The organism is Leuconostoc sp. XM4, from assembly GCF_055698815.1.
In genome coordinates this window covers 801,912-825,754 of the sequence record NZ_CP134507.1, presented here as the reverse complement: position 1 = coordinate 825,754, position 23,843 = coordinate 801,912, and the positions used below count along the sequence as shown (strand labels likewise).

At 35.8% G+C, this 23,843-nt stretch carries 23 protein-coding genes; 5 read left to right on the top strand and 18 right to left on the bottom strand.

From position 1 onward, the window contains the following. The first annotated feature begins 99 nt into the window (after window positions 1-99). The gene (locus tag RHP64_RS04160; RefSeq protein ID WP_025268002.1) at window positions 100-996 is read left to right on the top strand and encodes an AraC family transcriptional regulator; all 897 of its coding nucleotides are present in this window, start codon (window positions 100-102) and stop codon (window positions 994-996) included. Window positions 997-1,029: 33 nt separating this feature from the next. Here the strand turns inward: RHP64_RS04160 and RHP64_RS04155 are convergent, their stop codons facing one another. The 5 genes from RHP64_RS04155 to RHP64_RS04135 all read right to left on the bottom strand — a co-directional run bounded on the left by RHP64_RS04155 (window position 1,030) and on the right by RHP64_RS04135 (window position 5,117). Further along, on the bottom strand, window positions 1,030-1,530 hold the full coding sequence (locus tag RHP64_RS04155) for an NUDIX hydrolase (RefSeq protein WP_036090638.1): 501 nt from the start codon (window positions 1,528-1,530) through the stop codon (window positions 1,030-1,032). A gap of 92 nt (window positions 1,531-1,622) precedes the next feature. Then, window positions 1,623-2,531 (bottom strand): aldo/keto reductase, encoded by a 909-nt coding sequence (locus tag RHP64_RS04150; protein ID WP_462785068.1) that lies wholly within the window; start codon window positions 2,529-2,531, stop codon window positions 1,623-1,625. 91 nt (window positions 2,532-2,622) lie between these two features. Further along, window positions 2,623-3,168 carry a GNAT family N-acetyltransferase gene (locus RHP64_RS04145; protein WP_025267999.1) on the bottom strand — a complete coding sequence of 182 codons (546 nt, stop codon included), beginning with the start codon at window positions 3,166-3,168 and terminating at the stop codon, window positions 2,623-2,625. Between the two features lie 68 nt (window positions 3,169-3,236). Continuing rightward, the gene (gene cysE / locus RHP64_RS04140) at window positions 3,237-3,740 is read right to left on the bottom strand and encodes a serine O-acetyltransferase (protein ID WP_011679613.1); all 504 of its coding nucleotides are present in this window, start codon (window positions 3,738-3,740) and stop codon (window positions 3,237-3,239) included. Window positions 3,741-3,779: 39 nt separating this feature from the next. Further along, window positions 3,780-5,117: an aspartate aminotransferase family protein gene (locus RHP64_RS04135; protein WP_025267997.1), complete on the bottom strand. Its 1,338-nt coding sequence runs from the start codon at window positions 5,115-5,117 to the stop codon at window positions 3,780-3,782. Between the two features lie 123 nt (window positions 5,118-5,240). On the opposite strand from RHP64_RS04135, the gene RHP64_RS04130 reads away from it, so the two are divergent. Then, complete coding sequence (locus RHP64_RS04130) at window positions 5,241-6,155, top strand: LysR family transcriptional regulator (RefSeq protein WP_025267996.1); 915 nt, start codon at window positions 5,241-5,243, stop codon at window positions 6,153-6,155. Window positions 6,156-6,236: 81 nt separating this feature from the next. On the opposite strand, the gene RHP64_RS04125 is transcribed toward RHP64_RS04130, so the two are convergent. The 7 genes from RHP64_RS04125 to RHP64_RS04095 form a co-directional block, all read right to left on the bottom strand. After that, window positions 6,237-8,204 carry an ABC transporter permease gene (locus tag RHP64_RS04125; protein ID WP_025267995.1) on the bottom strand — a complete coding sequence of 656 codons (1,968 nt, stop codon included), beginning with the start codon at window positions 8,202-8,204 and terminating at the stop codon, window positions 6,237-6,239. A gap of 1 nt (window position 8,205) precedes the next feature. Next, window positions 8,206-8,961 carry an ABC transporter ATP-binding protein gene (locus RHP64_RS04120; protein WP_025267994.1) on the bottom strand — a complete coding sequence of 252 codons (756 nt, stop codon included), beginning with the start codon at window positions 8,959-8,961 and terminating at the stop codon, window positions 8,206-8,208. A gap of 101 nt (window positions 8,962-9,062) precedes the next feature. Beyond that, window positions 9,063-9,953 carry a sensor histidine kinase gene (locus RHP64_RS04115; RefSeq protein ID WP_223825230.1) on the bottom strand — a complete coding sequence of 297 codons (891 nt, stop codon included), beginning with the start codon at window positions 9,951-9,953 and terminating at the stop codon, window positions 9,063-9,065. A 97-nt stretch (window positions 9,954-10,050) separates the two neighbouring features. Next, window positions 10,051-10,728, bottom strand: a complete 678-nt coding sequence (locus tag RHP64_RS04110; RefSeq protein ID WP_011679608.1) for a response regulator transcription factor — start codon at window positions 10,726-10,728, stop codon at window positions 10,051-10,053. Window positions 10,729-10,793: 65 nt separating this feature from the next. After that, the gene (locus RHP64_RS04105) at window positions 10,794-11,384 is read right to left on the bottom strand and encodes a type 1 glutamine amidotransferase family protein (RefSeq protein WP_025267992.1); all 591 of its coding nucleotides are present in this window, start codon (window positions 11,382-11,384) and stop codon (window positions 10,794-10,796) included. Window positions 11,385-11,524: 140 nt separating this feature from the next. Beyond that, a complete protein-coding gene (locus RHP64_RS04100) occupies window positions 11,525-11,896 on the bottom strand; it encodes a hypothetical protein (protein WP_025267991.1) in 372 nt (123 codons plus the stop codon). A 17-nt stretch (window positions 11,897-11,913) separates the two neighbouring features. After that, on the bottom strand, window positions 11,914-12,195 hold the full coding sequence (locus RHP64_RS04095) for a hypothetical protein (protein WP_014324581.1): 282 nt from the start codon (window positions 12,193-12,195) through the stop codon (window positions 11,914-11,916). 240 nt (window positions 12,196-12,435) lie between these two features. Between RHP64_RS04095 and RHP64_RS04090 the strand changes: the two genes are divergently transcribed. Then, the gene (locus RHP64_RS04090) at window positions 12,436-13,131 is read left to right on the top strand and encodes a hypothetical protein (RefSeq protein WP_462785067.1); all 696 of its coding nucleotides are present in this window, start codon (window positions 12,436-12,438) and stop codon (window positions 13,129-13,131) included. A gap of 99 nt (window positions 13,132-13,230) precedes the next feature. Here the strand turns inward: RHP64_RS04090 and RHP64_RS04085 are convergent, their stop codons facing one another. Further along, a complete protein-coding gene (locus RHP64_RS04085) occupies window positions 13,231-14,211 on the bottom strand; it encodes a LacI family DNA-binding transcriptional regulator (RefSeq protein ID WP_025267988.1) in 981 nt (326 codons plus the stop codon). 212 nt (window positions 14,212-14,423) lie between these two features. On the opposite strand from RHP64_RS04085, the gene RHP64_RS04080 reads away from it, so the two are divergent. Together RHP64_RS04080 and RHP64_RS04075 are read left to right on the top strand one after the other, a co-directional pair. Further along, entirely contained in the window at window positions 14,424-16,094 is a 1,671-nt protein-coding gene (locus RHP64_RS04080; protein ID WP_025267987.1) for a glycoside hydrolase family 13 protein, read from the top strand. Between the two features lie 31 nt (window positions 16,095-16,125). Beyond that, window positions 16,126-17,304, top strand: a complete 1,179-nt coding sequence (locus tag RHP64_RS04075) for an MFS transporter (protein WP_025267986.1) — start codon at window positions 16,126-16,128, stop codon at window positions 17,302-17,304. 67 nt (window positions 17,305-17,371) lie between these two features. Here RHP64_RS04075 and RHP64_RS04070 read toward each other — a convergent pair whose 3' ends face one another. The 5 genes from RHP64_RS04070 to ribD form a co-directional block, all read right to left on the bottom strand. Continuing rightward, entirely contained in the window at window positions 17,372-20,011 is a 2,640-nt protein-coding gene (locus tag RHP64_RS04070) for a cation-translocating P-type ATPase (protein ID WP_025267985.1), read from the bottom strand. 436 nt (window positions 20,012-20,447) lie between these two features. Further along, on the bottom strand, window positions 20,448-20,918 hold the full coding sequence (gene ribH, locus RHP64_RS04065) for a 6,7-dimethyl-8-ribityllumazine synthase (protein WP_011679599.1): 471 nt from the start codon (window positions 20,916-20,918) through the stop codon (window positions 20,448-20,450). A gap of 24 nt (window positions 20,919-20,942) precedes the next feature. Continuing rightward, a complete protein-coding gene (locus tag RHP64_RS04060; RefSeq protein WP_014324575.1) occupies window positions 20,943-22,136 on the bottom strand; it encodes a bifunctional 3,4-dihydroxy-2-butanone-4-phosphate synthase/GTP cyclohydrolase II in 1,194 nt (397 codons plus the stop codon). 2 nt (window positions 22,137-22,138) lie between these two features. Beyond that, window positions 22,139-22,729, bottom strand: a complete 591-nt coding sequence (locus tag RHP64_RS04055) for a riboflavin synthase (RefSeq protein ID WP_011679597.1) — start codon at window positions 22,727-22,729, stop codon at window positions 22,139-22,141. Next, window positions 22,729-23,763 carry a bifunctional diaminohydroxyphosphoribosylaminopyrimidine deaminase/5-amino-6-(5-phosphoribosylamino)uracil reductase RibD gene (gene ribD, locus RHP64_RS04050; RefSeq protein ID WP_150288605.1) on the bottom strand — a complete coding sequence of 345 codons (1,035 nt, stop codon included), beginning with the start codon at window positions 23,761-23,763 and terminating at the stop codon, window positions 22,729-22,731. The genes RHP64_RS04055 and ribD overlap by 1 nt, the downstream gene beginning before the upstream one ends. Window positions 23,764-23,843 lie beyond the last annotated feature (80 nt).

Here is a 23,843-nt window from a genome sequence, read left to right as displayed (position 1 = left end):
TAAAATTACAACTCTTGATAACGCTTTCATTATGGGGCATAATTATCTTAAATGTAAGCGCTTTATTTATGATAAAACAGCCCTTTTTGAGGTTATCAAATGAAATCATTCGAAAAAAAAGAGCTCCAAGGCTCAATACGATTACCCGCATTAGATTGGAACATCTCTTTCTTTGGCGGTCATCAGCAAGATATCAAATCTGGCTGGCACTACCCTTCTGAACGTCATCTGGCATTTGAAGTATTTTACATTGTCGAAGGCGCAATCAATGTAACGGCCTTTGATAATACAATTCGCCTAGAATCTGGAGATATTATGGTTTTATATCCCAATGTATGGCACGAAACAACTAGTCTAACAAATACAACCTACTTTAATTTTCATTTCAATTTAGATGATGAACGATTCGTCACAAATTTAATAAATCAGGGTATCCTTAATTTTCCTAACGGCTCACTAAAAAATATCCCTCTTATAAAAAGTTTGGACAAATTACGGGATGTATTAAATAAGAATATGGCGTACACTTTTAAGGATGAGTTGAAACTTCACGTGTTACTGTCTGATTTTATTTTCCAATTATTTTCTAGTGAAATATTAGAACACACACCACTTAACTCCTCACAACTTAAAATAGCCAGTTCAATTGCTTATGGTATAAGAACTACTTTGCAAAAAAATATCCACAGCTATTTTAACGAAGATTTCATTGTTAGCGATCATTCGTCACGCTTAAGTATCGACAAAATTTATAGTGATTTAAAAATTAGTCCAAGTTATGGCGGAGAAGTGTTTAGAAACATTTATGGATACGCGCCACGACAATATTTAACAAAATTAAAAATTGCCCAAGCCAAGCGGTTACTGCAAATGCCTGATTTGAGTGTGATTGACATTAGTGAAGCGCTGGGTTACCGAGATCCCGCTCATTTTTCACGACAATTTAAAAAATGGACTGAAAATACTCCCTATCAATATCGTAAAAGTCATCAATAAAAAAGTACTGACTGTTAACAATCAGTACTTTTCTTAAAATACAGCATTTTCCAACACGGTCCACTCATCAAATATCGTATCTTCATCTTCAAAACGACGATTATTCAATAAGTATTCCTTTGCTTTTAAAACCAATGGTGAAGCATTACGAATACTAATATTTTCAAGCGGTATAAAAACAGCGCCTAATGAATCTTGCCCATCAAACTGTGGTGCTATCTCTTCAATTTTGCCAGACAACTCTTCAACATCATAAAATACAGCGATGTGTTGATTATAGTGGTAATTTAAATAATCCCAAGGATATTTAAAACTAGTAATTCCCAACTGACTATATTTCTGAACCGTCAAACCTGTTTCTTCTGCTATTTCACGTTTAATAGCAAGCGATAATTCTTCACCATCTTCTAAACTGCCACCCGGCAAATCAAAACGATTAATGTAAGGTCCACCATTCTTTTTTATGACAACAATCCCTTTGCTGCTTGAATAAATAATGCCATAAACGCCAAATGCACGATGATATTTTTCCATATCCATTCCTTCTTTCTAAAGTGTGAATAGCGTAAAAAAGCAAGTCAGTAATATGACTTGCTTTTTCATATAAATTTATAGTACAACACTACCTAAAAATTTTCAAAGGCAGTGTCAATTTGCTGATATTCTGTTTCAGTTAAGTCAATGTTTAATGTAGCAACGTTATTGGTCACTTGGCTTGCATTACGCGCCCCAGGAATAACCGCACTGATACTGGGATTAGCAATATACCAAGCCAGAATAGTTTGCGAAATTGAAGCATTGTGATTTTCCGCTATTTTCTCAACAAGTTTTAAGGCAGAGATAATTGTTTCAAATTGCTCTTTTGTAAACTGATCAAACTTATCAGCATCCGCCAAGCTGTACTTTCCTGTTAACAATCCAGAAGCCAATGGAAAATATGGCACAAAACTAATATGGTTTTCTTGCAAGTATGGCCATAATTTATTTTCCGCTTCGCGGTGCACTAAACTACATGCATCTTCTACATAGTCTACTTGACCATTTTTATTAGCTTCTTTAATTTGTTCTAAACTGAAGTTTGACACACCGACTGCACGAATTTTCCCAGATTTCTTCAAATCATTTAAAGCAGCAACTGCTTCATCTTTGGGCGTGTTTTCATCAGGAAAATGAATATAGAAAATATCAATATAGTCCGTCTGAAGTCTTGCCAAGGCATCATCAACTGCTTTTTTAAGAAAAGTTGGTGTATTATTTATTTTTAAATCATTTTCTGGATCTTGTGCCGCTTTAGTAGCAATTTTAAAGCTTGAGCGGGGGTACTTTTTAAGAACTTCACCAATGATTTCTTCTGAGCGACCAAGACCATACATATAAGCCGTATCAATCATTTGGACCTTCGAATCCAATGCTTCCCGAACTATATCAAAGCCGTCTTCATCTTGTAGGCCCTCGAATAAATTATGACCGCCCACTTTGTTGGTGCCAATGCCCAATTTCAAAGCCTTATTACTTTCTTTTTGATTATGTGACATGATTCTCCTCTCTACATTCAACTAACTATTAATTAGCTTAATTATATAGCAGGTTAATCAACAATACTGTTTTCATGCTTAATTATTACATTTAAAATTCTCGTTTGAGCAGATAATACTCATTCATATCGCGCAATTGACCACGATGAACATAGTAATCCGGATGAGTTGCCAAATATGAAAAACCTGCGTGTTTGGCAACTGCATTACTGCCAATATTCTCTACATCGGCAAACAATGATAACTTATTCAAACCAATATTTTCAAAAGCATACTCACAAATCTTACGGACAGACTTGGTCATGATACCCTGATGCTGGAATTTTGAATGTAGCCAATATCCTATCTCTGCTTTTTTGTTCTCTGAATCAATATAATGAAGATCAATTACACCCACAATATGATTATCTCGAATAATTGAAAACAAGGCATCAGTACCATCTGCGATACCATGCATTTTTTTCTTTATATAATTAACTTCGTCTTCTTTTGTTTTTGTTAATGCCACAAACCCAAGAAATTGACCGATGTTTTCTTGATCATTATAGAGTAACTCAAATATTTCATCGGCATGGCTTAGTTCGGTCACCGCGATAGCAAGATGATTCTCTATCGCACTTTCAAAGTAAACACTCATAATTTTCCCTCATAACGTCTAGAATATCATACATTCTAACACAATTATGATAATATTACATTATTTTATTAGATATTCGGATTTTTGTGCAATATATGCGCAGGATTACCAACGATAGTCACGTGGCTTGGAACATCATGTAAGACCACTGTTGCAGCTCCAATCTTCACATGATTTCCAATTGTAATATTTCCCAAAATAGTAGCATGGGCACCAATCAATGTGTGATTGCCGATTTTTGGGTGCCGGCGACTTGTATCTCCAAGTGCATGATGGGTGCTGCCTAGAGTTACACCATGATATAAAATAACATCATCACCAATAATTGCTGTTTCACCAATCACAGTTCCAGAACCGTGGTCAATTAACAGACGTCTCCCAATTTGCGCGCCAGGATGTATCTCGACTCCCGTGATTAAACGTCCCCATTGCGAACATAGATGCGCAAGAAGCTTCAAATTGAGTTGCCACAACTGATGACTAATGCGATAAAACCAAACGGCATGCAAACCAGAATAAGTTAAAATAATTTGCAAATTAGAAGAAATGGCGGGATCGTAATTTCTGATCATTTTAATATTTTCAAAAATAATTATTCTCCTTTGAGTATTCTATAAAGTACCAAGGTTAATATCATTTTGAACAGATTTAATAGACTGTTCTAGGATTGCCAGACCGCTATCTAATTCCTCATAACTAACAGTTAATGGTGGAGCTATCCTGAACACACCACCCATCCCTGGCAGATTAACAATGTTCATATGAAGCCCTAGTTTATAACAGCGTTTTGTAATTTCATCACCAATAAATTCAGATCTTTCTTTATTGCTTTTACTTTTTATAATTTCTAATCCTTGCAGAAGCCCACGACCGCGAGCATCCCCAACAATATCATATTTATCGACTAGTTTCTGCAATCCGTCATGTAAATAATTTCCTTTTTCCTTGGTTACTTGGCATAAATTATCACGTTCAATAATATTCATAACTGTGCAACCAACAGCTGCTACCAAGGGATCGTTTACGTGCGATGTATAAAAAAGAAATCCTTTTTCATGAGCCTTTTTTTCAATTTTATCCGTCGTAACTAATGCTGCCAAGGGTAGACCCGAACCCAATGTTTTTGATAAAGTCAAAATATCAGGTTCAACGTCATCGTACTGATATGCAAACCATTCACCAGTTCTACCTAAGCTAGTTTGCGCTTCATCAAATATCAGTAGCATACCACGTTCGCGACATTTTTCTTTTAGTGCTGCCAAGTATCCTTTTGGGGGCACCAGAATACCACCACCCGATACAATTGGTTCCACAATGCAAGCCGCTAGGCTACCAACCGATTGTGCATCAACCATTTCAAATCCATAATCTAGTTCTTTGTGCCAATCGTATTCTCCTTCTGAATTGAAAAAACTGGGACGGTATGTATACGGCGTTGGAATTGAAAGTTGACCTGGAGACGTTGGTGCCCCTGATTTTCTAGCTGAGGCATAGGTAGCACCAGCGCTAGCCTGCGTCACACCGTGCCATGATTTATTAAAAGAGACAACCTCAAATTTGCCTGTGACCAATTTAGCCATTCTCAAAGCGGCTTCATTAACTTCCGACCCAGTCGACAACGGAATAACTTTTTTTAAATTTCCCCCTGTTTTACTGGCAATGTTTTTAGACAAATTAATATTAGGTCGCGAAAGCATTCCGCTATATAAATGATCCAATCGTTGTACGGTTTGCTGTAAAGTCGTAACAATTTCCGGATTTGAATGTCCTAATGTAGAACTCATCTGCCCTGATGTAAAATCAAGTATTTTTTCACCTGATTCTGTAAACAAGTAGGTTCCTTTTGCGTGATCAATAATATCGGGACTAAAATCCATTCCAGCGTACCGACCAACATATTTTTCTACATCAGCCCACGGTTCCTGTGATTTTTCAAATGCTTCTATCATATTTAGATACCTCTTTCAATTAATAGTTAACTTGAAATTAATTTTAAAGCAATATAAAATTAATGAAAAGATAAAGTATCTGACGATATAGTTCAGTTTTTCTAAATGATTGAGGTAATATGAATGAATATTTGGCAACTGCAAATTTTAACCCACCTAGCCGAACTAGGAACAATGAATCGAGTTGCTGATGCTTTATTTGTTAGTCCTGCAACAATATCACAGCAATTAAAAGACCTTGAAGACGATTTAGAATTAACGCTGATTGAAAAACAAGGACGGAAAGTTTATCTGAACCAAACTGGACAAGAACTAGTGGAGAGAGCCCAGCCAGTTTTATCTGAATTAGAAACGATCGAAAATGATTTTAAAACACGACAAAGTGAAATTACTGGCATTGTTAGAATTGCAACTTTCACTAGCGCATTAAATTCTATACTTATTCCTGTCATAAAAAAGATTAATCAAACTTTTCCAAGTATAGAATGCAGAATATATGAAGAAGAACCCGACCAAAGCTTATTAGGACTTCGGTCACACAAATTTGATATTGTTTTATCCGGTTATTTTGAAAAAAAGGTCACTTTTCCCAATTCGGACATCATATCGACCAATATTGGCGAAGATAAATTATTAGTAGTCTCAAGTAAAGACGATAAAAGTATTTTCCCAATTAAGCACTTTTCAGACTTAGCATCAAAAAAGTGGATCATAGAACCCAAGAATACATATTTATCCAATCATATCATCCAAATATGCCGAGAAAATTTATTTGACCCTGATGTCGTTAGTGAAATTCACAGTTATGATGCTATAAAAAGCTTAGTGAAATCACAACTCGGTATCTCCATTTTGCCTTCCTTAGCACTTACTGCGGGTACTGATATGAATGGAATTTTTGTTCATGATTTCGATACTAAAAGCAAGAGACAAATCTACCTTTTAGAACGTAAGCCACAAAAAAGAATTCCTGCAATTAAAATCGTGTCGCAAATGATTACCGATCAAGCAACTGCAGTTTTAAAAAACTTTAATTGATTTTTATAAGTTTAATTTTGCCAAATTTAAAAAGCGACTTCAGTGATTGAAATCGCTTTTTTTATTTTTTCTAACACACTTCTAAGATATTTTTCTTGAAACCTGCTGATAATATGTTTTCGATGTTTTCAGATAGATTAAGTAATAAATTACAACTATCGAGATCACTGTTAGTACAGTGGTCAGATAAACTACTGGACCAATAATTATACCAAACAATTGCAGAATTTTATGAATCATTGGCATCGCAAAACATAAGTGCATAATCGCGACAACCACAGGTAGACCAAATATCCAAATGATTTGTGAACGAATCGTTTGCTTAACTTCTTGACTGGACATGCCTATTTTTTGCAAAATATCGAATTGCTTTTGGTCAGAACGTCCCTCAGATATTTGCTTATAATAAATAATCAAACCAGTTGCCATAATAAAACTAACTGAGAATACTAAACCAATAAAGAAAAAGCCACCATAAAATTCTTTTAATACAGATATTGTTGAAAATCTATCTTCACTCGTAATATTGTATGTTTGAGATACCTCTTTTAAGAATTTTTCTCTTTGCTGCTCAGTACCTGTGACATTGAATAATAACTGGTTCTTATAAGTAATATTCTGTTTCGTATCACCTAAATCATTAAACTCGTTTCCTAGAGCACTTGTAACACTCTTAGAAGGCACAACTACTATCAGTGAATGTGTCATATTAGGCTGAACACTAGGAATCCCTTTAATCTTTTTCAACACGCTTTTCACATGGTAGTTTTTACCCAAAAAAGTGATATTGCCCCCATTGAATGTTCCTTGTCTATCATAGACATATATTTCATTAGCCTTTAACTTGTTTGAGCTATTATTGGCCATATATTTATACTGTTTTTCTGTTATGAACTGGATTTCAGACAAATTGTCGGCACTCCCAACGGAATCACCAGTTAAAGGTTGTAGCTTCCCTTGAGTCGTTAAATCCCCAGCTATCGCAGTACTAATTTCTAATTTGTAGGGTTTGTCTATTTTTATACCATTATTACTAGCAACTTTTCTCACAGACTTAATGGGCACTTTACGGTCAGATGAGCTTGTCAAAATAACAGCCCGCGGAAATTGTTGATTGATGTAGTCTTCTTGTCCAACAAACATTGAAACTGTTGTAACAATAACAACCAGCGACATAGTTGTTAATAGCGTAATGCTAGCCAGACCTGTTGCATTCTGCTTCATTCTAAATAACATATTCGACACAGTTATAAAATGATTTGCTTGGTAGTAATACTTTCCATTTCGTTTCATTACTTTTAAAATAATCGTCGAAGCTACGATGAACAGAATATATGTCGCACAAACAACTAACAGTACAGCTATAAAGAATTGACCAATTGCTTTTAAAGGTGAATGAACCGTTAAGGAAATATAATATCCCATTGTTAGCAGGACTAGTCCAAGGCCAAATAATACCCAATGGCTTCTGGGTTCTGATTCTCCCTTTTTAGTTGCATGCAATAAAGATATGGTTTTAAGTTTAAAAATCGAAAATATGTCTGTTATCAGCAAGAATAAAAAACATATCATAAAAAATACGACAATAAATACTATTGACACGGTTGTGATGTTTAGCTGGAATTCGGTACCACCCACGAGCTTCATAAATAGTAAGATTAATACTTTACTGAACACAACACCAGTAATGAGGCCAAAAAAAGTAACTGCCAGAAAAGAAATAAATTGTTGTCTCCAGCTAATTTTAATCAGATCAATTTTTTGTAACCCTAAAATGCTGAAAAGACCAAACTCTGACTGTTTTCGTTTACTTAGAAAACTATAGGTATAGAGCAGAAAAATAATAGAAAAAATAGCAATTACGATTTGAGAAAAAGTAAGCATTTCAATTACAGATACATTGGCTGCTAATTTTTTGACCCCTTTTGAATAAATAAGTAACTGAATAACCATGTTCAAAGCGACAGCAGCACTGCCTGCTAACATAAATGGTAAGTACTCTAACCTGTTTTTTACAATTGATTGCCAAGCTAATTTCCAATACAACATTTTAATCAATCCCCCCTAATAAATTAGTCATGGCATCACTAATTGTCAGTAACATTTCTTGCTCCGTTTTATTCCCTCGGTATGTCTGATGGAACACTTTTCCATCTTTAATAAATAAAACTCTTTGAGCATGACTAGCGGCCAAAGCAGAATGCGTAACCATTAATATTGTTTGATTTTGCTGATTATATTGTTCAAATATTGACAAAATATCAGCTGAATTCTTAGAATCTAAAGCTCCTGTTGGTTCATCAGCTAATAAAATTTCTGGATTGGTGATCAACGCTCTGCCAATAGCCACTCGCTGTTTTTGTCCGCCAGATAACTCATATGGATACTTATTCAATAGATCTTGTAATCCCAACTGTTTGGCAAGATTACTCAGTTTCTGCTCCTTATTATTTGTATTTTTAGCTAGTATAAGCGGTAAATATATATTATCCGCAACCGACATTGTATCAAGCAAATTAAAATCCTGGAACACAAATCCTAGATGATCTCGGCGAAAGGCAGCTAATTGTTTATCTGACAAATGTTTGAAATTCTGATTATTTAAAGAAATAGTTCCTGCTGTTGGTTGATCAAGTGTGGCAATGCAGTTTAGCAAAGTCGATTTACCTGAACCAGACTCACCCATGATTGCAATGAACTCACCCTTCTCTACCTCAAAACTGACATCCGCCAAGGCAACAACTGTATTATTTTTAAATTTACTCTGATATTCTTTTTTCAAATTCTCAACTTTAAGTAGTGTCATGAATTTTATTCTCCTATATCGTTTATCATAATTCTATTTTAAATTAAAAAAGAGATGATTAACCTTACATATCATCTCCACACCTTACAACTTTGTAAGGTTTATTTAATTACAGTTTGTTGAAAATTAATTATGACTGTTGTACCAACATTTACTTCAGATTGAATGGTTATATCGTGACCTAAATTATTTAAAATTCTTTTAACCATGTATAAACCAAGACCACTCGCATTACTATTAATGCGCCCATTAAATCCTGTATAGCCTTGATTAAAAATCATTGGTAAATCATTTTGCGCAATACCAATGCCCGTGTCTTTAATAATGACCTGATTGTCATTTTGACAAATAATATTTATTTTGCCCTGAGGTGTATATTTAATTGCATTAAATATAACTTGTTCAAATACAAATCGAAGCCATTTGGCATCACTAACGACAGAAAAATCAAATTCATTTATGCTAACAGCTAAATCTTTATGGATGAACCAATATTTATAATCTTTGATCACCGATCTTAAAGACTTTTGGACACTCATATCCTGGTACGCTATATCCTGATTGAAGTTTTTTAAACGAATAAACTGCAACATCATATCCAAATACTGATTGACCACTAACAATTGATTACTAGTTTCATATTTTTCAATTGTCCCAGTTTGATTCATTAAATCTAAAACGGACAGCGGTACTTTAATTTGATGGGCCCACATTGCATAGTAATCTTGAATGTCATTTGCATCTTCATTTAACTGTGCCTGCATTTTTTCTTGATGCAATTGTTGCTTTTTAATTAATTGTTGGTACATTCGTTCGTGACTAGACAAGGTCGCAATGCTTGATAATGTATGTACCTCTTCTTCGCACAGCAACTGAATCAGTCCCTTGTGTGCTCGGTACCATTTCCAAAATAAAATACAAGTAATTACAATTAAAATATAACAACCACCCCAAAGGACATCGAACATCGAGTCTAAACTTAGTGATCGCATAATCACGCTCCACATTAGCAAAAGAAAAGTTAACATAAATGAGGCGTACAGATACCAAAAGTCAGATAAAAACTGCAACGCTAAGCCAAATATTTTTTTAATCACTAAGCTTAATCCCCTTACCTTTGACAGTTTGTAAATACTTTGAAAATCCAATTTCTGTTACTTTGTTACGCAATCTCGTTAGCGTGACCGCTAACGTATTCTTATCAACAAACATCTCGTTATCCCACAAAGTAGCCATAATGTCCTCTCTGGTAACAAGTTGATTTGGATGAGTAAATAAAAGATACAATAGCTTTGTTTCATTTTTGGAGAGAACTACCTCTCGACTGTCATATATTAACTGATTATCAATAATATTCAAGGTATAACCTTGAAATTGAGAATGCTTTTTCTCTACACTAAAGCTATATTCGCGTCTCAGCAATGCATTAATTTTTACGATTAATAAATCTATGTTAAACGGCTTAGTAATGTAATCATCTGCGCCGAAATTCATAGCCAGAATCATATCACTTTCTTCATCACGACTAGATAAAAAAATTATCGGTATCATGCTATTTTGACGTATTTTCTGTGTCCAAAAAAAGCCATTATAGTAAGGTAAATTAATATCCATCAACACTAAATGTGGTGAATGCATTGTAATTTCCTCTTCAACTTGATTAAAATCTTTACAACTAACTGCACTTAGTCCCCAACTAATCAAACCCTTTTTCAGCAGGCTTACGATTTCTTGATTATCCTCAACTATAAAAATTTTATATTTCATAATTTGTGTCCTTTATTTACTTACTTGAAGGTAAACCAAATCATGAATAAATGCAAGCTCATTCGCTAAGCATAGGGATTACCGAATTTGTCACAATACTTGTAAAATCCCAGTTTGTACAGATTGGTTGTTTTATCAATTTGATCTACTGGCAGTGCGTGAACTGTTTTCATAACTTGATTTGTAAACTCTAAGGTTGCTGTTCCATTGGCAGTAATTAAAGGTTCATCTACTACAACTTGTTCTTCCAAGAATCTAGACAAGTTTGTATATTGCTCATAACTCTGCCACAAATATACTGAATTACCAGTATGTTTTTTATCATTCAATAGACCATTTTTGGCCAAGAAATCAACTGCACCACAAATAGCCGCCACCGTTTTCCCCGCGACTAAACGATTTTTGATTAGATTAGTAATTTCAAGGCTGTTGATATGCCATGAATTACCACCAATCAAAACAAGTAACTCGGTTTCTAGAGGAATCTCATTAATAGAGTAGTCTGCTTTAGTCTGAAAACCACCAATGGAGTGTATAGTTTTTTGAATGGAAGCAGTTTTGACTGTCCAATCGGTTAATTGATTTAATTGACTTGATAGATAGGCACCTTCCCAATCTGCATATTCGTTTAACAAAAGAAACACTGCTGTTTTCATGTATCATTCCTCTTTCTTAATATTTAAATAGCTTATCATATAGAAAAAGGGAACACGAGTTCGCATATCGACACAAAAAAGCATCGTTATATAATCAACAATGCCTTTTCTAATGTTAAAAATAATAATTGAGTTCAGCCTTATTCTTCAAATCCCTTAACCATTGGTAGCAAGGCAGCTAACATCAGTACGCCAACAAATCCTAGAATAATACCCAAAGTCATCATCCCCCAAACCATTGTCATTACCATTCCTAATCCAAATACGATCGCACTAACAAAACCAAACAAACTGATTACTACGATTCTAGTATTCCAAATCCATAACGCTTTTCCTGCCATTTTACGTTTAGCCAAAAATACAGCTAGAGCACTAATAATACCAACGCCACCTAGAATTGCACCTTGTAACTCTACGCCCCATTCCGGTAGTAAAACCATACACATCCCAATTGCGAATAGAAAGCCACTACTAATCCACCCTAGCATGATTATAAAGTCATTTTTCTTCATTAGATTCCACTATCCTTTTAGTTTGTGCCTAAATGTAACCATCGTTTTCCTGCGTATACGCCGACAAATGATAACACTATGCCGCCTGCAATGGCTGGTACAAAGTTAGTTTCCATCAGTGTGGGTCCGTAATTTAGTAGTTGATCAGCCGAAACTGCACCCAAGCTACCTAACAAAATACCAGTGCCAAGGGTGATGTTTTTCCTCAATACTGTACCAGGTTGCTTCACCACATTTCCCAAAAATGCGATACCTAACCCTGTCACAACTCCGATAATGATATTTAATACAATTGCCATCTCTTATCTCCTTTATCCTTTTGATTGAATTAATTATCTAATTACTTTGTTTATAAATTGCTAAGGTTTTGTTTCGGTTTTGTTAATGACGTTTTATTAATCAAAATACCGATACTTTTGTTTACAATTTGTTAATCTTAAGCGTTACTGCGTTTTATCAGCAAATTTTTGATACAATGAGAATTGAATTCTTTAACTGATTAACTGGACGCCATATATCATTCCACGAAAGATAATCATATGCAGCTCATCAAAAAAATAACGACAAAATTTAATGACATCATTGATCATCACAACTTAAGACATCACATTTCAGAAAAATCTGATCGTGTAGTTCTATATAATGCCGCAAGCACAATATCTAATTTGGTATTTGCGCTTATCAAATTAACTATTGGTATATTCTTTTTATCTTTATGGTTTTTAATATTTGGTGGCTATTATATTATTTTACTGGCTATTCGATCATACTTTTTGTGGCGATATCGTCAAATTAGAGTTTCAAACATAAATCCCTTAGAGCGAGAAAAAATTGAAATTAGATACTTGCGAGAAGGTGGTATCTTATACAGTTTACTGGGCATGGCTCTTGTTACATTATCGATTTATATGTATATCGTAAACGAACCGCAACGATATAATCAGAGTATTGTGTTGCTAATTGCACTAATTGGCTTCACTAAAATTGTGACATCCATCGTTGGCTGGATTAAAGCTCGTCATTTTCGTAGTCCAATTATTACTTATTTAAAATCATTAAATTTAGCTGATGGATTAGTTGCCATTGTGATGACACAATATGCACTACTGTCCTATGAAAATTCACCTAGTGCTTCGTCATCAACAGGATTGTTTGGTGCGGCAATTGGTATTTTTTTAATTATTGTTGGTTTGGTCATAACACTTCGAGCCCATATAAAGTCCATTTCGCGCTAAATGTCTGCAACTGTAAAAAGACCGCCATGCACACATCACATGATGAATGTATAGGGGTCTTTTTAGTACAAATATATTCTGAAATCATTCTCGTTTTATTCAACTACTCTCGCGTTCGTCTATCTGAAAAGAGGTATAAATGTAACTGGACTCATTGCCTTTACTAAACAACATTTTTAAAGCAGTTTCTCCCATATTATAGAATGACTGTGTGACGCTCGTGATACGAGGGCTAACAATATCAACTAAATAAGTGCCGTCAATGCTGATCACTGCTAGTTGATCTGGTACATTAATATCTAATTTTTGAGCTGTATTAATAATGCCTATTGCTGCCAAGTCGCTCGCGCCAATAACTGCTGTTATATCCGTTTGTGATGCATAATATTGCATTGATGCTACACCACTTTCATATGAGTAATCGCCATCAAAAATCCAATCATCATTTTGAGGAATATGATGGTCCTTCAGAGCTGACAAATAGCCGGCTACTCGTTGCTGACCTATAAATTTGTCCACTTCCAAACTTGATAAACCAATTTTTTTGTGCCCTTTGTGAATCAAAAACTTGGTTGCTTCATATCCTATTTTAAAATCATCTGAAGAAACAAACTTTGATTCTTTACTCATTGCAGTTGAAACAAATACATTCGAAATGCCACTATTCTTTAGTAGATTGATAGCATCACCACATAATTCTACGGAAATTAATAATATGCCCTTGACCGGTCGCTCAATAACAGTATTAAGTGCTTTAATTTGCGTCTCTTCATCATTATCACCCACAAATAAAATTATCACACTCAAATCCTTCTTATAGGCATTTTTTTGAATACTTTCAATGATTTTCATCGCAAAATTTGTTTTGGGCGTTGATACCAAAATTGCAATAACATTGCTTTTCATGGTCACCAATTCTACTGCGGCTTTATTTTTTTTGTAGCCCAATTCTTGAATTGCTTTATGAACTCTTTTTTCAGTTGCTAGAGAGTAGGCCTCTTTTTTACCCGCTAACACTCTGGAAACAGTTGCGATTGAAACATTTGCTTTTTTAGCAACATCTTTAATTGTAACTGACATCATTAACCCCGTTTTCTAACTTACTACCTCATTTTATTATATCCCAACACTACTCCATCGTATAAATTAAATAAATTCTTATTTTTGTCGTGCCCTTATGATTAAATCAATTATTACACTAAGTAAACGTTTACTGTACTGGTATAAATGAATTGTAAACGTTTACGCAAAGTGGTAATCTATGAGTACAAAATAAAAAGGAGAATCAAACAATGACAAAACAATGGTTTAAGGACTCAGTAGTATATCAAATATATCCTATGAGTTTTCAAGACAGTAATAACGATGGTATTGGTGACCTTGCTGGTATCACTCAACGATTGCAGTATATCCATAACTTGGGTGCTGATGTCATCTGGTTAAATCCTATTTATGTCTCTCCAAATAAAGACAACGGCTACGATATTGCTGATTATCGCAATATTAACCCAAATTATGGCACAATGCAGGATTTTGAAGATTTACTTCAACAAGCACATCGCCTAGATCTTAAAATTATGATGGATTTGGTTGTTAATCATACGTCAGATCAACATGTTTGGTTTAAAGAAAGTCGCAAGAGTCAAACTAACGAGTACGCCAATTATTATATTTGGCGGGATCCAGTAGACGGACATGAACCAAACAATTGGCTTGCAGCATTTGGCGGTTCTGCTTGGACTTATGTTCCTGAACGAAAGCAATACTATCTACACATGTTTGCTGAAGGACAACCAGATCTCAATTGGGAAAATCCTGAGGTTCGCGAGGCAGTTTTCGATATTGAACGCTTTTGGTTGGATAAAGGTGTTGATGGATTTCGAATGGATGTAATCAATTTAATTTCTAAACCTGAAGGCTTGCCTGATGTCACAGAACCAGTAACTGCAGGAACAACAATGGATTTTGTAGCAGATGGTCACCGACTTAACGAATTTTTACGCCAAATGAACGACGAAGTACTGTCCAAATACGACACAATTACTGTTGGTGAAATGCCTAGCTCAACCCCTGAAGATGCGATTAAATATACTGGATTAGATAGTCATGAATTGAACATGGTCTTCCAATTCGAACATGTTTCCCTCAGCCCAAATCCGGACGTACGACTGGGTAAATGGAATGACGAACCTATTAACCTAGTGGAGTTGAAAGCTTCCTTAAATCGTTGGCAAATTGGATTAGATGGCAAGGGATGGAATAGTCTCTACTGGAATAATCATGACCAGCCACGTGCAGTTTCTCGATTTGGAAATGATCAACCTGAATTCAGAGTATTATCTGCTAAAATGTTAGCAACTACCTTGCATATGATGCAAGGAACACCCTACGTTTATCAAGGTGAAGAGCTAGGTATGACTAACGGTCATTTTGAGAGTTTGGAACAATATGAAGATATTGAGTCAGTCAACTTTTATCACGAGTTTGTTGATGAGCAAAAGATTGTTGACAGCGCAACAATGCTAAAGTATTTAGCTAATATGTCACGTGATAATGCGAGAACCCCTATGCAATGGAATAACCAACAAAATGCCGGATTTTCAAATGTGACACCTTGGTACGCACCAAACAAAAATTACACAGCAATCAATGCCGAAAATGTTTTATCTGATAACGATTCCGTTTACTACCATTACCAGAAGCTAATACAACTTCGTCATGATTCAGAGATTGTTAGATATGGAACGTTTGAAGCGATTGATTCTGAAGACAACCAGGTATACGCATACCTTCGTCACTATAAAGAACAGTCTGTTCTTGTTTTGAGCAACTTCACTGACAAAGTAGTCACTCGTGACTATGGACAAACGAAGTTCTCAGAATTGTTAATCAATAACTATTTAGATGATCAGGGAACAACCTTACGCCCATATGAAAGCAAAGTTTATCTTTTGACGAAATAATCAAAATTTCTGACAAAAAGAAGGTGCTATTTTGAATCAAAAAAATCCTCATTCTAAAATTTTTGTTCTAGCTGTTTTATCCGTATCTGTTATGATCACAACAGGTACAGCCATTTCCTCTGCATTACCTGAAATGGCGAAGAGTTTCCCAAATATTTCCGTATCACAAATTGATATGATTGCTACCATACAGCAATTTTCAGTTATGATAACATTACTTCTCTCTGGTTTCATTTCCAAAAAGCTTGGTATTAAGAGAACGATTACAATTGGATTAATTTTAACGGGCGTAGCCGGTGTATTTCCATTTTTCTCCCATAGTTTTATCTTAATTTTAATTTCAAGGTTAATCGTGGGGTGTGGTATTGGCCTGTTTAATTCACTTGCCATCACTATCATTGATTTATTTTACGAAGACCCTACGCGTTCTCAAATGCTTGGTTTTCGTTCTGCTACGGAACAAATTGGTGTTTCAATTTTAAACATTGTCGTTGGCTTACTCGTGCTAATTAACTGGCATGCTTCATTTTTAATCTATCTTTTGGCTTTCCCACTACTAGCCTTCTTTTTAAAAGTAGTGCCAGAACCACCTATCCCACAAGGTAGCGGTAATGGTAAACAGCGTATTAACTTACCTGTCCTCATTATGACGGTGTTATTAGCATTCATGGTTGCTTGTACTACAGCAGTTGTTATTCAGGTTCCAAATATTATAGTCACTGATCTTTCAAAATCAAGCGCCGTTTCAAGTTTGATTATTTCAGCTAATACACTGATGGGCATGGTAATGGGCATACTTTTCGGACGTATTTATCGTTTTGTTAAAAAATTTATTTTACCATTAGGCATTTTATTTATGGCGCTCGGTTCATTAATTATGGTTAGTTTTCATAGCGTTTTTGGTGTCACACTTGGTGCTGTTGTTTGCGGTATGTCATATCCACTTGTAGGATCTTATATTTTCTCGCTAGTCAGTGTTATAGCACCAAAAGGATCAGAAACATTGGCTAACTCAACTCTATTAATTGGCGCAAATCTTGGGTCTTTCTCAACCCCCTTGTTCTTAAGCGAATTAGGAAAAATGAACTCATTAACTACACATGCTGGCCCATTCTTAACAGCATTCTGGTTGTTAATCATTCTGACAATGATTGTATTGATCTACCAAACCTTTTTCCAGAAAAAAGTACATCAAAATATTATGAATTAATGATCATAAATAGGTTTAAAATATATAACAAAAAAGCTTTGTCTCAAGGACAAAGCTTTTTCATTTATCACACTTTAAACAATGTTGGGCGCACATACTTCAACAACTCAATAACGATTGTAGGTGCTAAAGAAAGAACTATAATCACAATCCAGTGTCCTAATGAAAGCGCCGTTAAACCAAATAACGTCTGTGTAAATGGTATTAACGTAATCACTAAGGTAATTACTGTCGCTAAAATTGCCATGTTAACTAACGAAGGATTCGCACGATAACTAATAGCAAAAAGCGTCTTTTCTGAACGAATATTGAACACGTGGAATATAGAAGTCAATGACAGAATGGTGAAAGCCATTGTTTGACCAATTTGTTCGTTAGCTTGCAAACCACCAAAGACAACATTTTGCCCAACCCATATAGCTGCCAAGGTAACAATCGCAAATAAAGCAGCATTTAAGCCGATTTGACGACCTAACCCTTGTGCAAATAACTTAGTATTTTTAGGCATCGGCGGTTCGTTCATAACGTTGGTTAACATTGGCTCACGACTAAGAGCAAATCCTGGCAAACCATCTGATACCAGGTTAATGAACAACAGATGTACGGGTAGCAATGGTGAGCCCCACCCCAGCAACATGGCTATCAAGATCACTAATAACTCGGATATATTGGCACTTAATAAGAAATTAATTGTCTTTCGAACTTTAACATAAACACCACGTCCTTCAGAAATAGCATTAATAATCGTCGCAAAATTATCGTCTGTCAAAATGATGTCCGAAGCTTCACGGGCAACATCTGTCCCTGTCTCACCCATCGAAATACCAACATCTGCTGCTTTTAATGCTGGAGCATCGTTGACACCATCTCCAGTCATCGCAATGGTTGCATCTTGACGTTGCCATGATTTAATAATTCTAATTTTGTCAGTTGGTGTTACACGGGCATATACGCTGTACTTCTGGACATTACCATCGAGCTCTTTGTCTGATAATTTAGCTAACTCTGAACCTGTAATTGTTTGATCCCCATTACGTAAAATGCCAATTTCACGTGCAATTGCACTAGCCGTTTCAACGTGATCTCCGGTAATCATAATTGTTCTAACACCTGCAAGACGAGCCTTTTCAACTGCTGGTGCCGATTCTGGGCGTGGCGGATCGATAATACCAACTAGCCCCACCAATGTCAAATCTTGTTCATAAAATTCTTGTGTTGGCGCTTCCGGCATAACATCAAATGTTCTTTTAGCAATCGTCAGAACACGTAATGCCTGTCCACCAAAAGTTTTGTTAACACTTTCAGCTTTATCACGATTCCCATGCTTAATCATTGGAAGCAAAACATCAAATGCACCTTTGGTAATCGCAATGTAGCCACCTTCTGGTTGCTTATGGACGGTGGTCATTCTTTTTTTCGTCGAATTAAACGGTATCTGTTCGACTAGCGGATACTTTTCTAACAACTCTTCCCGTGTCGCTTCTTTATCAATAGCTCTTACTAACGCTACTTCTGTTGGTAGACCATCATAAACAGTCTGTCCCTCAACAGTTTTAACCGAAACATTGGTTGATATGGCTGCCAAAGATAACACTTCCTTAGTAGCATCGTCCAATCCATCTGCAATATTAGTCAAATGATCCTGTTCATCTTGCCACACCCTTCGAACAGTCATCTTATTTTGCGTTAATGTACCCGTTTTATCGGAAGCAATAACATTCGTTGTTCCCAAGGTTTCTACTGCTGGTAACCGTCGAATAATCGCATGCTTTTGTGCGATTCGTTGGACGCCAAGCGCCAGCGTCATTGTAACAATTACTGCTAATGTTTCTGGAACAACCGCAACGGCCAGCGAAATTGCTGTCAAAAAGATATGCTTCAAATCCATGCCCTGGTAAATACCTAGCCCAAGCACAACCACTGCGGCACCTATAGCTACCCAAGAGATATTTTTTCCTAATTGAACTAGACGTCGTTGCAATGGTGTTAGTGGAATTTTTGACTCATTACTAAGTAGACTTGCAATTTTACCCATTTCAGTCTGCATACCAACGGCTGTAACAATTGCTCGTCCATGACCGTTAACAATCGTCGTCCCACGATATACCATCGTAATTCGTTCTCCAAGACCAACTTCATCGTCTGGTTTAAACGTAGCATCTGCATTCTTTTCAACCGGCAAACTTTCACCTGTTAAAGCAGACTCTTCAGCTTGAAGCTCAATAGCCTCAATTAACCGGGCATCAGCGGCGATTGCGCTACCATTTTCGACAACCAATACATCACCAAGCACAACATCATCCGCATCAATCTGTTCTATCTGTCCATCACGTAAAACTTTAACTTGCGTTCGATTGAGATTTTGCAAGGCTGCTAATGAATCTTCAGCTTTTCCTTCCTGAACAATTGATAAGACCGAATTAATAACGACAATACCAATAATTAAGAGACTTTCAAAATAGTTCCCAGTATCTTCTAAGTATGTAGCAACAAACGAAATAACTGCCGCAATTAGCAAGATAATTGTAGCAACATCATTTAGGCTGATTAAGATTTTTTTCAATAATGAAACTTTTTTTTCAGCTACAAAAACGTTGGCACCATATTCTTCACGATTTTTAGAAACTTGCTCAGCATCTAAGCCTTTCCCCATATTAACGTGATGCGATGCGATTGTTTCCTTAACACCTCTTCGGAATGCTTCCATTTAGTGTCCTCCTTTTTGTTTACTGCTTATGGAAAGATTATAAAACCACATGATAAAATGTGGCCACGACACGTTTTTCCCAGCGTGTTCATGTTGGCAGTTGCATACTATTCAAGAACAAGCGCAACAATAATGATCAATTCAAGCGAAGTCCCTAACACTCACTTGATTGATCATTGCGCTTTATAGATAAAAATGAATCATTTCCATCTTAAATTAGTCATTGTATGTCTCTACGTAACTCAGTTACGCTCTTCGCTGTCAAAATTTATTCTCTCATGATATATGAGAATATGATAAAAGAAGAATAAAAATGATTATTCTTATCTAATTAGTATGATACTTCTATTGTAACATAACTGAACAAACGCTGTATTATAAGTAAACAAAAAAGAATAGAAAATGAAAACAATATCCGCAATATGAGAAACGCTTATCAAATGGATTTTATTTGCTCAAAGATATTAATAAGCTCCAACAAACTGAGTGCAACTTCGGCCCCTTTGTTTCCTGATTTGGCACCTGACCGTTGCTGTGCTTGCTCTAAAGTATCTGTAGTCAACACCCCAAAAACAATTGGTACATCTGTACTTAAACTTATTTGAGAAATGCCGTTAGCAACACCATTAATAACAAGGTCATAATGATCTGTGTCTCCTTTTATTACAGCACCTAGTGTTACAATACCATCATATTTTTGAACCTGCGCTATTCTTTTCGCAACCATTGGAATTTCCAAAGCTCCTGGTACCCAAATAATATCAATATTACTCTCATCAATACCATGCATTTCTAGAGATTCTTGCGCGCCAGAAATAAGTTGTTTAACAATTAAATCATTAAACTTGCTGGCCACAATTGCAATTTTTTTATTTGTTTGATCAATTAACTTAGCTTTATAAATCATTTTTATTTACCTTCTTAATGTCAATCACAGCTTGTGATTAAATTTTTCCTTTTTTGTTTGCATATATTGTTCATTCTTATCATTAATGCCCGTAATTAAGGGTACCTGTTCAATAACCTCAATACCTTCGTCAATTAACGACTGTACTTTATCCGGATTATTCGTTAATAAGCGAATTTTGGTTAATCCTGATATTTTCAAAATTTTGGCAGCCTTTTTATAGTCCCGTTCATCCGGCAAATGCCCTAAGTGAACATTCGCATCATACGTATCAAACTTATTTTCTTGCAACACATAACTTTTTAGTTTTTCATGGAGTCCAATACCACGACCTTCTTGACGAAGATAAACAAGAGCCCCACCTTGCTTATTTATTGTTTTGAGCGCTTCTCTCAGTTGAGGACCGCATTCACAACGTTGTGAACCAAATATTTCGCCGGTTAAACACTCGGAGTGTAAGCGAACTAAGGGAATTTGATCAAAACTACGACTGCTTTGAATAAGCAAATCAGATTTTTCTTCATCATTCACGCTAAACTCCGTCAAATGAAAATCACCGTATTGAGTTGGTAAATATACCGTTGGTCCCTCGTCAATACCTGCTTGTTTTTGGTCTTCTCGGTAATTAATTAGATCCTGCATTGATAATTGAAATATATCGTGTTTTTTCGCTAATTCTTTAAGTTCTTTTTCTCGAGCCATTGTTCCGTCTTGTGCCAAAATTTCTATTATATACGCCACAGGCGGCACACCAGCTATTTTAGCTAACTCAACAGCCCCTTCTGTATGTCCCTGTCTTGTCAGTACGCCACCATCTTCAGCGACTAATGGGAAAATATGACCAGGCGTCTCAAAGTCAACAGATGTTGTACTTAGATTAGCTAAATTTTTGATTGTGGCAGCACGTTCATACGCAGAAACACCCGTCGTGCTGTCAATATGATCAACGCTCACAGTGAACTTTGTCCCAAATTTTTCAGAATTATGCGTCGTCATTTGGTCTAACCCGAGTTCATCAGCACGAGATTTAGTGATTGGTACAGCTAGAACACCCCTTGCAATTGAAAGGGCTTCATTGACCGTAGCTGCCGTCACAAATGATGCTAAACCGACCAAATCTCCTTCATGTTCTCTTTTTTTGTCATCGCTCAAAATAATCAGCTTACCCTTTTTCAACTCTTTAACTGCTGTTTTAACTTTTTCTGTAGTACTTGTCATTATTACTTTCCTTTCATTAAATATTTCGCCAAAATATCGGTTTCAACATTTACCAAATCTCGTTCGTGCAATAATCCCAAAGTTGTCTTGGTTAATGTAAGTGGTATTAGACCAACTTGAAATACATCTTCTCTCGCTTGAACAATGGTTAGGCTCACACCTGAAATAGTAACTGAACCTTTATTGACGATTTGATTTATTTGTTGACGGTCTGCTAATTTAAAAGTTAACAATGTGGTTTCTTCACTGTACTCTTTTTTGACTACTTCAGCTGTCTGATCTACATGACCTAGAACAAAGTGACCATCAAATCGGTTGGAAACTAAAAGTGCTTTCTCCAAGTTTACTTTTTGCCCAACTTGATAGAATTTAACAATGGTCGTTTCAAAAGTCGGTACCATAATATCGAATTCAGCATAATTTGATTCTAGCTGATTAATTGTTAAACAAACGCCATCAACCATAATGCTATCGCCTACTCTGCTATCAGAAAAATAGTCCTCGGATGCAGCAATTTTTAAGCGCATTTCTTTGTCATTACGCTGATAAATGCTTATTAAACGACCAACTTCTTGTGTAATACCTGTAAACATTATTGCGTTCCCCCTTGATGATTGATATAGACTTTTTTGACAGCATTGCCAACTTGCACTTCATTTTTAGGCTTTTGGCTAACAGATATTCCTTTCAGACTATCTTTAGATAATACTTTATCTGTTGTATAAATTAGCATTTCTTGCCACAAGTTTTCTTTCAAAAATGAGTGAATCAAACTTGGTCCGCCTTCAACCATCACAGATTGAATATTTTGTTTGGCTAAATCTATTAATATATCTTTAAGCGCACCAGACATTAATTTGACATAAGAATGCTGTTTTGAAAATAGAACATTTTCCGTATATATCAGCCAATTATTTGAAAAATCAAAGTTCGTATTTTGCAACCGTCCACGACGATCAATAACAACTCTCAATGGTTGTTTATGACTGATATTGATGTGCCGTACAGTTAACATTGGTTGATCTGTGATCATGGTCTCGCTGCCAATCATTATTGCACTTCTAGTTGCACGCTCTCGGTGTACATCAGCATCAGCTAGCTCATCAGTCAGTTTTTTTCGTTTTCCAAATTTTTCAGCAACAAATCCGTTTTGAGACATGGCAAGTTTCAACTGAACATATGGTAGTCGTGTGGTATAAAAATAATGAAATGCAGGGTTGATCTCTTTATTTTCAACTGTATTCAAAACATCGACAGCGATACCAGCTGATCTTAGCATTTTAATTCCTTTTTCATTTGTTGACGGATTCGGATCAATGCTACCAACAACCACACGCTTCAGTCCCCAATTTTGAATTTGAACTGCACAAGAGCCTACTTTTCCCTGCGTGGAACACGGCTCCAAAGTGACATAAAGCGTAGCACCTAAAATGTCGGTCTTTTTTTTGACACGATTAAAAGCATTTATTTCAGCATGCGCTTCACCAAACTTTTCATGATATCCTGTCGCGATAACCTGACCATCTTTAACAATTACTGCACCAACCCTAGGATTTTCAAAAGTTTGATACGGCATTGCTCGAATTGCCTCATCTGCAGCGAGCTTCATCCATGTTAAATCATTCATACTTACCTCCTGAATTTTTCAGGACAAAAAACCCGATGCGTTAAAAATACACATCGGGTTTATAGTAGTTTAGATTAATT